This window comes from Bacillus sp. J41TS8, from assembly GCF_018333035.1.
Lineage (GTDB): Bacteria > Bacillota > Bacilli > Bacillales > Bacillaceae > Bacillus > Bacillus paralicheniformis.
This window is the reverse complement of sequence record NZ_BORF01000003.1, coordinates 168,171-179,860: the sequence shown is the minus strand read 5'-3', so window position 1 is coordinate 179,860 and position 11,690 is coordinate 168,171. Positions and strand designations below refer to the sequence as shown.

The window sequence follows — 11,690 nt, the reverse complement described above, 5'->3', positions numbered from 1 at the left end:
TTCGGAACAGACTTTGATTTTTATAGAAGCCGTTTTTCCTCTATAATAGAAGCAGATGATACGCGGAAGGAGAATGCAGATGAAACCGTTTGTATATGTCACAAAACCGGTCCCAAAAGAAATCGAAGAGATGCTCGCCGAACACTGCACATATGAAATTTGGACTTCGCGCGAGCGCATTCCCAGATCGACCCTGCTCGAAAAAATCAAGGAAGCAGACGGTCTTTTAACCTCAGGGACAAAAATCAACCGTGAATTATTATGCAATGCGCCGAAGTTAAAAATCGTCAGCAACAACTCCGTCGGCTATGACAACTTTGACATTGAAGCAATGAAAGAAAAATCGGTTATCGGCACTCACACACCATACATTCTTGACGGCACAGTCGCAGACCTCGCTTTCGGTCTGATCCTTTCCTCAGCGCGGCGAATCGCCGAGCTCGACCGCTACATCCGCGATGGAAAATGGACCAAATCAGAGGATGATGAAAGCTTGTTCGGATGCGATGTCCATCACCGGACGCTCGGCATCATCGGAATGGGACGAATCGGAGAACAAGTCGCCAAACGGGCGGCCTTGGGTTTTGATATGGAAGTGCTCTATTACAGCCGCAGCCGCAAACCCGACACAGAGAAAAAAACCGGCGCGGTTTATACGGGCTTTCATGAATTGTTGGAACGCTCGGATTTCATTGTTCTGATCACACCGCTCACAGATGAGACATACCGCCTTATCGGCGAAGCTGAATTCAAAAAAATGAAACCGTCATCCATTTTCATCAACATCTCCCGCGGCAAAACCGTTGACGAACAAGCGTTGATTCAAGCGCTGAAAGAAGGATGGATTAAAGGAGCCGGACTTGATGTATTTGAAAAGGAGCCGATTGAAAAAGACAATCCGCTCCTAAGCCTTTCCAATGTGACCCTCGTTCCCCACATTGGATCATCCACTCTTGTCACACACGTCAACATGCTGAAAAGCGCCGTCCAAAACCTGATTGACGGTCTTCAGGGCAGACAGCCAAAAGATATAGTCAAAGAACTGAGATGACGCACATTCTTACATTCAGGCCCGGAATGTTTTGCCGAGCTCGCGTCCTAAACCAAAATAGTGTCTAAAAAGATAAATTAAAGGCCCCCATTTTTGAGGATCGATGTGGTGTTCCCCTTTTATAATCGCTTCATGTGCGTGCACATGAAGCACTTTTGTTTCAATGACGGCAAAATACGGTGAATGTTCCGGAATGCGGATATTGACGGCTTCCGCTTCAATTTGAAGCGGACAATCGGCGACTCTGTCAGGTTTCACCGCCAGGGAATCTGCTGCCGTAAATCCGCCGGCTGCAAACTTTTCTTTAAGGTATGTAAAGCCGAGCCGCTTTTTTTCTTCCGGAACGCATCGTTTGCCGGTATAGGAAGCGAGCCGTTCTACATTGCTCCATAAAGATGAATCCGGCACATTGATGACACATCCGGCTTGTCTCTCTAAATTCTCCAATGCTTTGCCGCAGGTGCTGACGCCGAGTACGATCGAATCCCCAAGCGCCCAAGAAGAGGAAAGCGGGCTGAGATTCGTGGAACCGTCTTCGTTCAGCGTGCTGAGCAAAATGACGGGTGTTCCGTAGTATAAAATGCTTGGCTGAATAATTTTGCTGTTTAGATGCATATCGGTCTCCTCCTTTTATGCTTTTATTGTAATTCTCCAATATTTCAATTAACATCGAAGTATCGATTACATTTTAGGAGGAAGTGTCATGACCGTGAATCCGAATATCGCCGAGGTCGCCAAGCTTGTCACCGATCCGTCGCGGGCCGCGATTTTAACCGCATTGCTTGATGACCGGTTTTATACAGCTACCGAGCTGGCCGGATATGCGGGAATCAAACAGCAGACAGCAAGCTTTCACCTTTCCAAACTGCTTGACGCCGAAATGCTGACATGCCGGAAGCAAGGACGGCACCGCTATTACCGGCTCAAAGATGGCAAAGTTGCACAATCGCTGGAAACTCTGCTCAACATAGCCCCCCCTGCTGAAATTCGCTCTTTCCGGCAGTCAGCCGAAGATCGGGCGGTCAGAAAAGCGCGGACATGCTATGATCACTTGGCTGGATCGCTCGGCGTCACACTTGCGGAGCGGCTCGTGGAGATGGGCGTGTTGAAAGAAGAAGAGACGGCTTTTACCGTGACTGAAGCAGGAGAATTATTTTTGAAGGAACTTGGCATCGATGTTGGGGAAGTCAAAAAGAAACGGCGCTCTTTTTGCCATAAATGCCTGGATTGGAGTGAAAGGCGGCATCACATTGCCGGTGCCCTGGGCTCCGCACTGCTCGACGCTTTTATCCGCATGGGCTGGATCGAGCGGCGCCCGCGCACACGGGCCGTTGCAGTCACGCCTGCAGGCGCAAAGGAACTTTACCGCCTATTTCACATTTCCATTGAAAAGAACTGATGAAAAACAGTCGGTTTTTTTCTTCAGATCTTGACTAACATTGTGGGAGTCAAATAGGAAACGCGGCGATCCGTTCCCGTCCCCGGGTTTCATGGAAAATTTACAATACTATAATATTTCTGAGCATGTTTTGAGGTACAATTCAATATGATTACAGACGGAATATAGAAATGAGGAAATGCGGCTGTTCAATCACATGAAGGCACATTCTTCATGTTTATGCTATAAAGTCTAAAGACAGGGAGGACTTTATCCGTGAAAAAAATATTATCCACACTTGCGCTTGGGATTGTTCTCGCGCTGGGCTTTCTGGCGGGGAACCTTTTCACAAGCTCAGCTGAAGGGCCGCATGCAGAAAAAGGCGGTACTGTTCAGTCAAATGAAGTCATCAATACATTTGAAGGTGTTGCCGACTATATTGTGAAATACGGCAGGCTGCCTGACAACTTCATCACAAAAGCCGAGGCGTCAAAATTAGGCTGGGACCCGCAAAAAGGCAACCTGGCAGAAGTAGCGCCTGGTAAAAGCATCGGCGGCGATATCTTTCAAAACAGAGAAAAGCTGCTTCCAGATGCGTCCGGACGCGTATGGAGAGAAGCCGACATCAACTATACATCGGGATTCCGGGGGTCAGACCGGATCGTCTATTCCAACGACAGACTGGTTTATAAAACAACTGACCACTATAAAACGTTTACGAGAATGAGATGATCATATGAAACAAGTCACTTTAAACGGAGACAAGATCGCGAATGTATCAGATCTTCACCAAGCATTAAAAGAACAGCTGGAGCTTCCGGACTACTATGGCGAGAACCTAGACGCGCTGTGGGATTGTCTGACTGGCTGGATCAGCATGCCTTTGCTGATCGAGTGGAAGAATGTCGAAAAAAGCCGGATTTACTTGGGCGATCAAGCCGAAGCATATTTGCAGCTTTTTCGCGAGGCCGAAGAAACACTGGACGGCTTTCAGCTGAAAACAGAAGGATAAAACAGAAAACGAGCGGGCGCTGCAGACAGGCGTCCGCTTATTTTAATTGATGCCCGCAGCGGTTCTTCAGTCAAAAAATGCTTGACTGAAAATGGTCTGGAAATCTCCGGCGTTCACATCTTCTTTCGTCAAACCGCTCCCGGTTTGCTTTGTGAAGTGATCCTTCGACAAAATTAACTTTCCGTCCTTTGTCAGCTTGGAAGCGAGCGGGTTTTTATTAAAGGGAGACGCTTCCTCATCGAAAACCGCATCCCGCACGCACGTAAGCGCTGCTTCATCGATTGGCGTCAGCGAAAACGCGTAGCCGATCTGCCATCCCTCTCCCTTATCCATTTCAAGAAGGTAATCGCCTTTATCTGTCTTTGTTTTCCTGATACGATAAGCTCCTGTTTTTGAGGTGATCGGTTCACCTGAGAACGGAACGGGTGCAAGCGGCAGGTTGATGCCGAATCCAGTATCAAGCAAATAGGTTTCATCGCCTTCCCGCAAAATAACGGCGACATGCGTTCCCGTCAGCGCCCACGCCTGTTCTTTTGCATTAAAAACCGTCCCGCGTACCATGTGAACGGAAAAGCCGAGCTCTGTCAGCACATAGTAAAGAAAGGCGTTCAAATCATAGCATAAACCGCCCCTTTTATTGTTCAGCAAGGCTTCCGTCAGCTCTGTTTTCGTCATCGAAATCCGTTCATTTCTTAAAACCGCGCCATTTTCAAAAGGAAACTGTAAAGCCAGCAGCGATAAAAACTCGGGCAAGTCAGCAAATGTCACCTGCTGACCGGGCTTATATCCGATCCTTTTAAACAGCGAATCAAGCATCGTCGTCATCGGTTATTCTCCTTCCGCTTTGAATCGATGAGAAAAAGCCAAACCTCATAAAGGTTTAGCTTGTTTCTCTTGAACATATGCAGTCAATGCAGCAAGAGCATCTTGTTCATCGGATCCGTCAGCGATCAGCGTGACTTCCGATCCGGTGCTGACAGCCAGGCTCATCAGCCCCATGATGCTTTTGGCATTCACTTTTTTATCTCCCTTTTCCAGAAAAATATCTGATTGAAAACGGTTGGCTTCTTGAACAAACAATGCCGCCGGGCGCGCTTGAAGCCCCGTTTTCAAAAGAATTTCCACCTTTTGTTGAACCATACGATCTCCCCCATTCCCTATTTTAAAGAGACAGATTGTCCTGAACGCAGCTGCTCAGCTATTTCATCCAGTTTCCTAAGCCGGTGGTTGATGCCCGATTTGCTGATTTTTCCGCTCGACACCATTTCCCCGAGCTCCTTTAAGGTTACTTCCTGATAATCAATGCGGAGCTGGGCGATTTCCCTCAGCTTTTCCGGTAGCGCATCAAGCCCGATTCGTTCGTCGATCAGCTTAATGTTTTCCACCTGCCGCAGAGAAGCGCCAATCGTTTTGTTTAGATTGGCCGTCTCGCAATTAACGAGCCGGTTGACCGAGTTTCTCATATCGCGAACGATCCGGACATCTTCAAAGCGGAGCAGCGAATTATGCGCGCCGATCACATTCAAAAACTCGGTGATTTTTTCAGCTTCCTTCAGATACGTGATGTACCCTTTTTTCCGCTCAAGCGTTTTGCTGTTTAAATGAAACTGATTCATGAGCCTGCACAATGAATCATTATGCTCTTTGTACAGCGAAAAAATTTCGAGGTGGTAAGAAGATGTCTCGGGATTGTTGACAGAACCCCCGGCTAAAAAAGCCCCTCTCATATAAGAACGTTTGCAGCATCGTTTTTTGACTAAGTCTTCCGAGATGTTTCTGGCAATGACAAAGTTGTCTCCGAGTATTTTCAAGTCCTCGAGAATCAGCTTGGCATTTTCGATCAGGCGTACGATGTAGACATTGTTCTTTTTCAGTCTCATTTTCTTTCGAACGAGCAGTTCAACGGAAACATCGTATTGTTTCTTCAGCAATGTGTAAATTCTTCTGGCGATGGCCGCGTTCTCGGTCTGGACGTCGAGAACCACTTTTCGGTTTGAGAAAGACAATGAACCGTTCATCCGAATGAGGGCAGAGAGCTCTGCTTTCGCGCAGCAATCCTTTACTTCAAGGTTTGTAAGTTCTTTTTTCGTTTCCGATGCAAATGACATATTATAGACACCCCCATTCCAAGGCCTGCTATTCTTTTAACAAATCAACAAGTAGCGAAGCGACTTTATGTGTATCATGACGGATCACGCCATTCTCGTATGTCACAATCTGATCTTTGATGACCTCAAGCCCCATCGCAGACAGATCTTCAATGTTAAACTGGACGGGCTGTGCCTGCTCCTTCGCATAGCGTTCCCGGATGTCGTCCGGGATTTCCTCATTGTTGACGAGGATCGTATCAATAAACGGACCGCCCATATGCTCGTTAAGCGCTTTTACATGATCGGCTGCGCTGTAGTACAGCGTTTCTCCCGGCTGGGTCATCACATTGCAAATATAAACTTTTTTTGCCGGGGCGTTTAATATTTCTTCCCTTATCTTCGGAACGAGAAGGTTCGGCAAGATGCTCGTATACAGGCTTCCGGGGCCGAGAATAATCAGGTCGGCGCCGCGGATTACATCAATCGTTTCCGGGACGGGTTCAATTTTTTCAGGGGTTAAAAACACCCGTTTAATCTGCTTCCCGTAAGACGGAATCGTCGATTCCCCGGATATGACCTGTCCGTCATCCATTTCTGCATGAAGGACAACGCTGGTATTGGCCGCGGGCAGAACCCTTCCCCTCACATTTAAAACTTTGCTCATTTCAGTGACGGCGTGAAAGAAATCACCGGTTATATTCGTCATCGCCGCCAAAATCAAATTTCCCAATGAATGGCCGATTAAATCGCCGCCTTTAGAGAAGCGGTGCTGGAACAGGTCTTCAACAAGCGGTTCAACATCAGACAGTGCAGCGAGCACATTTCTGATATCCCCCGGCGGGGGAATTTTAAGCTCATCACGCAGCCTCCCCGAGCTTCCGCCGTCATCTGCGACCGTCACAATCGCCGTAATGTCAACGGGCTGTTGCTTCAATCCTCTGAGCAATACCGAAAGGCCAGTTCCTCCGCCAAAGATTGCGATTTTTTTCTGATCTGCCATGCTATTTTCTACTTTTCTTCTCGATGTCCCGGTGAGTAACATGAGTATAGTAGTCCTTTTTATAGTAATCGGCAAGGTATTCAGCAAGCGTCACAGAGCGATGCTGTCCGCCTGTGCAGCCAATCGCGATGACCAGCTGGCTTTTTCCTTCGCGCTTATATGACGGAAGCATAAAGCTCAGCAGCTCGGTCAGTTTTTCAAGAAACTTTTGCGTTTCGTTCCATTTCATCACATACGAAGATACTTCCTGATCTTTTCCCGTCAGCGGCCTCATGCTGTCGATATAGTACGGATTCGGAAGAAACCTTACGTCGAACACTAGATCCGCATCGATCGGTAATCCGTATTTAAACCCGAATGACATCACATTCACCGTAAAGGTATGTCCGTGATCTGCCGCAAAATGCTGGACGATTTTTTCGCGCAGGTCCCTCGGTTTCATATCGGATGTATCATAAATGATTTGAGAGCGGCCTTTCAGCTCTTCGAGAAGCTCCCGTTCCGTCCGGATGCCCTCAAGCGGCAGGCCAGTTGTCGCAAGGGGGTGGGACCTTCTTGTCTCTTTATATCTTGAAACGAGAACCAAATCCTTGGCATCTAAAAATAAAATTCGCGGGGTAATCCACGATGTTTCCCCAATCTCGTCAAGCGCTTCAATCAGGCTGTCAAAAAACTCGCGGCCGCGCAAATCCATAACAAGGGCAACTTTGCTCATTTTTGAACTTGATTCCTTCATCAGCTCCAAAAATTTCGGCAGCAAAGATGGCGGCAGATTATCGACACAGAAAAAACCGAGATCCTCAAAGCTTTGAATCGCCACTGTTTTTCCTGCCCCTGACATTCCGGTTATGATCACAAGCTGTATATCATGGCCTCCATTCGCATTCATGCTTCTCTCCCCCTCTTATGTTTATTCGCCTTGCGGGTCGAGGCGATAGGACAGCAATTCAAAGTCAGGCGTATACGTAAAGGTGCCGTGAAGCAGTCCTTTGCCTTTCAGCATAAAATCCAGAATATGGACGTCTCCCGGCGCCATCGGCAGGCTCCCGACGTCTCCCGCCTGATGCCACCTGATGATGCCTTCTTCCGATTCTTCTACATGTTTACCTGTATAATGATCGGCGACGAATGTGAACATCATCCATTCAGATACGACCTGATCATTTTCTTTTATGATAAAGGTGAATATCCCTTTCAGCTGCGGGTTCAGCACATACAGGCCCGTCTCTTCGCGGTATTCCCTGATGACGGCATCCCTGACGGTTTCCCCGCTTTCCATTTTGCCGCCGGGGGCTACCCACCAGCCGCGTCTGGGCTTTTGCAGCAACAGGACTTTATCACCTGAAGTCAGCACACAATTCGTCACTCTTTGCAAAGTCTGTCACCCATCCTTTTATTCCTTCAATTCTTTTTTCTATTATACCGCTTCCTGTCCCCGCTCACAATGAACATGCAGTTCCGCCGTGAAAATCGCTTTTTTCCGGACTGCTTTAAGGCTTTTCCCTGGTAAAGCTTAAAGAAACGGTTTTTTCAGCGAATGGAAGCGCTTGCGAAAACCGTTCTTTTATTCTATTTTACAGCAAAAACGGACGTTTCAATATTAAAATTTGAACAACTTGTGAAATTTGTAAAAAATTCTCTTTATAGGAAAATAAAACAAAAAAAGGACACGGATAAGATCATCCGTGCCAATAAAATTCATTATAAAAGGGGGTCAATTACTATACCCATCATAACGAATAATTGTTTCACTGGTGTTACAGGGCGGTTAAATCATGATGACGATAAAAATACGTTATTTTACAGCCTTTTCTTTCTCTTTCAGCTCTTCGATATAGTGCTGAACGCTCTGTGCGGCAATGCTTCCGTCGCCTGTTGCCGTTACGATTTGGCGAAGGGTTTTCTCACGGATATCGCCCGCTGCAAAAATACCTTCGACTTTTGTTTCCATCTGTTCATTTGTCACGATGTAGCCCTCTTCATTTGTAATGCCGAGGTTTTTGAACGGCTCTGAAAGCGGCAGCATACCGATGTAGATAAAGACGCCGTCAGTCCGGAACTCTTCTTCGTCGCCCGTGACCGTATCGACCAGCGTTACTTTGCCGACCTTTCCGTCTTTTTCATGAATTTCCTTGACTGTCTTGTTCCAGAGAAAGTCGACTTTTTCGTTGTCAAACGCGCGCGCCTGAAGGATGCTTTGCGCTCTCAGCTTATCGCGGCGGTGGACGATCGTTACTTTCGAAGCGAAACGGGTTAAGTACACGCCTTCTTCAACAGCAGAGTCCCCTCCTCCGACAACGACGAGCTCTTTGTTTTTAAAGAATGCGCCGTCACAAACCGCACAATAAGATACACCGCGGCCGCCAAGCTCTTTTTCGCCAGGTACGCCGAGCTTCTTATATTCGGCGCCTGCTGTAATGATGACTGCGCGCGCTTTAAATTCTTTTGATCCCGCTTTGACGATCTTGTAGTCTCCTTCATCGACGACTTCTTTAATATCGCCATACGCATACTCAGCGCCGAACTTTTTCGCATGTTCAAACATTTTATTTGAAAGCTCGGGTCCCAGAATGCTTTCAAATCCCGGATAGTTTTCGACATCCTCCGTATTGGCCATCTGTCCGCCCGGAACGCCTCTTTCAACCATCAAAGTCGACAGGTTCGCCCTTGACGTATAAACGGCTGCCGTCATTCCCGCAGGACCTGCTCCGATAATAATGACGTCATACATTTTTTCTTCTGACACAATGTTCACTCCTTCATGAATCTTATGCTGCCAAGCAGTCCATTCCTGTTTAATAAGATTCCCTTCTTATATCTTCCTTACCCATATCCTATAAAATATCATGAATAATCGCTATTTTTTTGCTCACATAATAAAACAGGCTGAACAGTGAAGTTCACACCTGTTTCTATAGATGTTCTTTTAATGTACGTTCGTACTTAGAAAGCGTTCCGGGCGATATATGGAAAATTTTTGCAGTTTCAGCTTTTGTCAGCCGCTCCTGATGCTCTGTCTTCCAAATGTAATAGATCGCCGCGGCAAGCCCGCCGGCATTTTTCAGCTGAAGGCCGTAAGCCCTGATCTGCTGAATGACATGAAAAATCCAAAAGCACATGGCCTCCTGTTCCATCGCTGACTGATCCGCTTGTTCAATCGCTTTCGCAGTTCTGTAAGCAAGAAGCGCGTCTTTTGAATCAACGGCTGCACTGCTTTCCCCGTAAAGCACAAGCCTGACAAACTGATCTTCAAACGGCGTTTTTGCCATCTGTGAATCAAGCACCGCTTTCAGCTGGGCTTTTTCCCCTTTTCTTCCGCTGATATAGTACGCGGCAAGGCGCTCCTCAAGCGGCCGCTGGACAGGTTTCTTTTCCTTCCGTTCTTTCCACGGCTCCATGCGGGCGTCATCCGGATACTCTTCCTGCATCTTTTTCCATACAGACCGGGCAAATTGAGTACGGCCGGTGTAATAAGCCGAGCAGGCGAGCCAGTAATAAAAGGTCTCATCACCTTCAAACCCCATGCGGTAGAGTGATTTCAGCCATTTATAGCCGAGATCGTATCTGCCGACGAGGGACAGCGTGGCGCCGAGCTTATACCTTTGCTCAAACAGCATCGGATAAACATTGGAAAGCTGTTCGGAAAGCGACTCGACCTTATCGTCCCGTCGTTCATAGTGATAAAAAATGAGAAGATTGCAAAGCGCATGCAGGTTTCCATGGCTTTTTTCCAAGACCGTAAAAATCGTCGTTTTGGCTTTCTGAATGTCTCCGGCATAAAAATATGCCAGTGCAAGGTTGTTGTAAGCCGACCAAAACTCGGGGTAATCGGAAGTGATTTCTTCAAGCATCACGATTGATTCCTGAAGCTGTCCATTTTCCAGCAGTGATTTCGCCCGATCCTGTTTCAGAATCAAGTCGTCCTGATCGAACTGCGAATAGCCCTCATCTTCCTCTCCCATATCCAATAAATCAAGGAGCTCCGCATTTTCCTCGCTGAACTCGCCGTCCGGGTCTTCTTTTAAATAAGTCTCCGCTGCTTTGTAGGCTTCGTGAAAAAGACCGAGGTGCGCATAGTTGTTTGCTTTAAAATAGTAGCATTCAGTCATTTTTTCGTTGATGTTCTTCAGGATAAAGTCCAAAAGTTCATTTGATTGCTGATAAAATCCCATTTCCGTGTAAATAACCGCAAGTTGGGACAGCATTCCCGTGTTTTCCGGTTCAAGAAAAATCGCTCTCTGAATGAGCTTGCTCGCGCGGGATAAATTGCGTTCTCTATATGCTTTGAGCCCTTTATGATAAAAATATTGCCCATCTTGGAACAGTTGGACAATTCTCGAATCTTTATGGTGTTCAGAAGTGTACTTTCCCACAGATACCCTCCATTTCAAACTATATACCGTGAGTAGTATAACATAGTTCCCCGCCGGCTTAACAGGTCAAAAACAAGTTTCGAGAAAATTCTCTTCATTTTCCACATATGGTTTTTTCACCATTTTATTCCGGACGTTTGGAGCACCGGAGCGCATAGGGCTTTCAGAAGGCTCAAGGCAGGTTTTTTATCGGAAGTGCGCTTTTTATTTTCATCCGGGCAAAATCTTTTTTTAGCACTAGATGGTGACGAATGTACGTTCCCATTGTATGATAATAGAAAGGGGGATCATCATGTGAAAAAAAGCGGATCAATAGAATTGAAGCATTTCTCGGAAGTACATTCAGCTGCGCTTCTCGAATTCGAGCTTCCTGAAGAACAGCATCGATTTACCGCGCTGCCGAAAGAGGTTTTAAAACGGACGGACGGTCAGTTTCCAATCGTAATGTTAAGCGAAGGCAAGCCCGTCGGATTTTTTATCCTGCATGCGACCGAGAGGGTAAAAGACTACTCGGACAACCCGGAAGCCATGCTGTTAACGGCGCTATCCGTCGACAGAAAGCACCAGGGAAAAGGTTTTGCAAAAGAAGGAATGCTCAAGCTTCCTGAGTTTGTCGCCAAGGCGTTCACCCATTGTCATGAAATCGTGCTGGTTGTGAACGTGAAAAACACCGCGGCCCAGCACCTGTATGTGAAAGCCGGATTTGCAGACACAGGGGAAAGAAAAACGGGGCCGATCGGAGAGCAAATCGTGATGAAATTAAACATCAAATAGCTCCCCTATCGG

14 protein-coding genes are annotated in these 11,690 nt (G+C 46.9%); 5 read left to right on the top strand and 9 right to left on the bottom strand.

Going from position 1 to position 11,690, the window contains the following annotated elements; translation table 11 throughout:
* Positions 1 to 79: 79 nt before the first annotated feature.
* Complete coding sequence (locus KI350_RS06160) at positions 80 to 1,051, top strand: 2-hydroxyacid dehydrogenase (protein WP_020453051.1); 972 nt, start codon at positions 80 to 82, stop codon at positions 1,049 to 1,051.
* A 15-nt stretch (positions 1,052 to 1,066) separates the two neighbouring features.
* On the opposite strand, the gene KI350_RS06155 is transcribed toward KI350_RS06160, so the two are convergent.
* Entirely contained in the window at positions 1,067 to 1,666 is a 600-nt protein-coding gene (locus tag KI350_RS06155; RefSeq protein WP_065644288.1) for a flavin reductase family protein, read from the bottom strand.
* A gap of 88 nt (positions 1,667 to 1,754) precedes the next feature.
* Between KI350_RS06155 and KI350_RS06150 the strand changes: the two genes are divergently transcribed.
* The 3 genes from KI350_RS06150 to KI350_RS06140 all read left to right on the top strand — a co-directional run bounded on the left by KI350_RS06150 (position 1,755) and on the right by KI350_RS06140 (position 3,441).
* Complete coding sequence (locus KI350_RS06150; protein ID WP_048350579.1) at positions 1,755 to 2,450, top strand: ArsR/SmtB family transcription factor; 696 nt, start codon at positions 1,755 to 1,757, stop codon at positions 2,448 to 2,450.
* Between the two features lie 255 nt (positions 2,451 to 2,705).
* Positions 2,706 to 3,161, top strand: a complete 456-nt coding sequence (locus KI350_RS06145) for a ribonuclease (RefSeq protein WP_059230967.1) — start codon at positions 2,706 to 2,708, stop codon at positions 3,159 to 3,161.
* Between the two features lie 4 nt (positions 3,162 to 3,165).
* Entirely contained in the window at positions 3,166 to 3,441 is a 276-nt protein-coding gene (locus KI350_RS06140; RefSeq protein ID WP_059230969.1) for a barstar family protein, read from the top strand.
* A 66-nt stretch (positions 3,442 to 3,507) separates the two neighbouring features.
* On the opposite strand, the gene KI350_RS06135 is transcribed toward KI350_RS06140, so the two are convergent.
* The 8 genes from KI350_RS06135 to KI350_RS06100 form a co-directional block, all read right to left on the bottom strand.
* Positions 3,508 to 4,266, bottom strand: coding sequence for an arylamine N-acetyltransferase family protein (locus KI350_RS06135; RefSeq protein ID WP_059230971.1), 759 nt, complete (start codon positions 4,264 to 4,266; stop codon positions 3,508 to 3,510).
* 45 nt (positions 4,267 to 4,311) lie between these two features.
* Positions 4,312 to 4,581, bottom strand: a complete 270-nt coding sequence (locus tag KI350_RS06130; RefSeq protein ID WP_059230974.1) for an HPr family phosphocarrier protein — start codon at positions 4,579 to 4,581, stop codon at positions 4,312 to 4,314.
* 17 nt (positions 4,582 to 4,598) lie between these two features.
* Entirely contained in the window at positions 4,599 to 5,549 is a 951-nt protein-coding gene (whiA, locus tag KI350_RS06125; RefSeq protein WP_020453058.1) for a DNA-binding protein WhiA, read from the bottom strand.
* A 28-nt stretch (positions 5,550 to 5,577) separates the two neighbouring features.
* Complete coding sequence (locus KI350_RS06120) at positions 5,578 to 6,531, bottom strand: gluconeogenesis factor YvcK family protein (RefSeq protein WP_065644287.1); 954 nt, start codon at positions 6,529 to 6,531, stop codon at positions 5,578 to 5,580.
* Between the two features lies 1 nt (position 6,532).
* Positions 6,533 to 7,420 carry an RNase adapter RapZ gene (gene rapZ, locus KI350_RS06115; protein ID WP_020453060.1) on the bottom strand — a complete coding sequence of 296 codons (888 nt, stop codon included), beginning with the start codon at positions 7,418 to 7,420 and terminating at the stop codon, positions 6,533 to 6,535.
* Between the two features lie 21 nt (positions 7,421 to 7,441).
* Positions 7,442 to 7,906, bottom strand: a complete 465-nt coding sequence (locus KI350_RS06110) for an 8-oxo-dGTP diphosphatase (protein ID WP_003185583.1) — start codon at positions 7,904 to 7,906, stop codon at positions 7,442 to 7,444.
* A 420-nt stretch (positions 7,907 to 8,326) separates the two neighbouring features.
* A complete protein-coding gene (gene trxB, locus KI350_RS06105) occupies positions 8,327 to 9,277 on the bottom strand; it encodes a thioredoxin-disulfide reductase (protein WP_065644286.1) in 951 nt (316 codons plus the stop codon).
* Between the two features lie 166 nt (positions 9,278 to 9,443).
* Complete coding sequence (locus KI350_RS06100; protein WP_065644285.1) at positions 9,444 to 10,904, bottom strand: tetratricopeptide repeat protein; 1,461 nt, start codon at positions 10,902 to 10,904, stop codon at positions 9,444 to 9,446.
* A 294-nt stretch (positions 10,905 to 11,198) separates the two neighbouring features.
* Between KI350_RS06100 and KI350_RS06095 the strand changes: the two genes are divergently transcribed.
* Complete coding sequence (locus KI350_RS06095) at positions 11,199 to 11,678, top strand: GNAT family N-acetyltransferase (RefSeq protein ID WP_065644284.1); 480 nt, start codon at positions 11,199 to 11,201, stop codon at positions 11,676 to 11,678.
* The last annotated feature ends 12 nt before the right edge of the window (positions 11,679 to 11,690 follow it).

Coding starts and splice junctions, on each gene's coding strand:
- KI350_RS06160 (WP_020453051.1), top strand. CDS start 80: ATGAAACCGTTTGTATATGTCACAAAACCGGTCCCAAAAGAAATCGAA.
- KI350_RS06155 (WP_065644288.1), bottom strand. CDS start 1,666: ATGCATCTAAACAGCAAAATTATTCAGCCAAGCATTTTATACTACGGA.
- KI350_RS06150 (WP_048350579.1), top strand. CDS start 1,755: ATGACCGTGAATCCGAATATCGCCGAGGTCGCCAAGCTTGTCACCGAT.
- KI350_RS06140 (WP_059230969.1), top strand. CDS start 3,166: ATGAAACAAGTCACTTTAAACGGAGACAAGATCGCGAATGTATCAGAT.
- KI350_RS06135 (WP_059230971.1), bottom strand. CDS start 4,266: ATGACGACGATGCTTGATTCGCTGTTTAAAAGGATCGGATATAAGCCC.
- KI350_RS06130 (WP_059230974.1), bottom strand. CDS start 4,581: ATGGTTCAACAAAAGGTGGAAATTCTTTTGAAAACGGGGCTTCAAGCG.
- whiA (WP_020453058.1), bottom strand. CDS start 5,549: ATGTCATTTGCATCGGAAACGAAAAAAGAACTTACAAACCTTGAAGTA.
- KI350_RS06120 (WP_065644287.1), bottom strand. CDS start 6,531: ATGGCAGATCAGAAAAAAATCGCAATCTTTGGCGGAGGAACTGGCCTT.
- rapZ (WP_020453060.1), bottom strand. CDS start 7,420: ATGAATGCGAATGGAGGCCATGATATACAGCTTGTGATCATAACCGGA.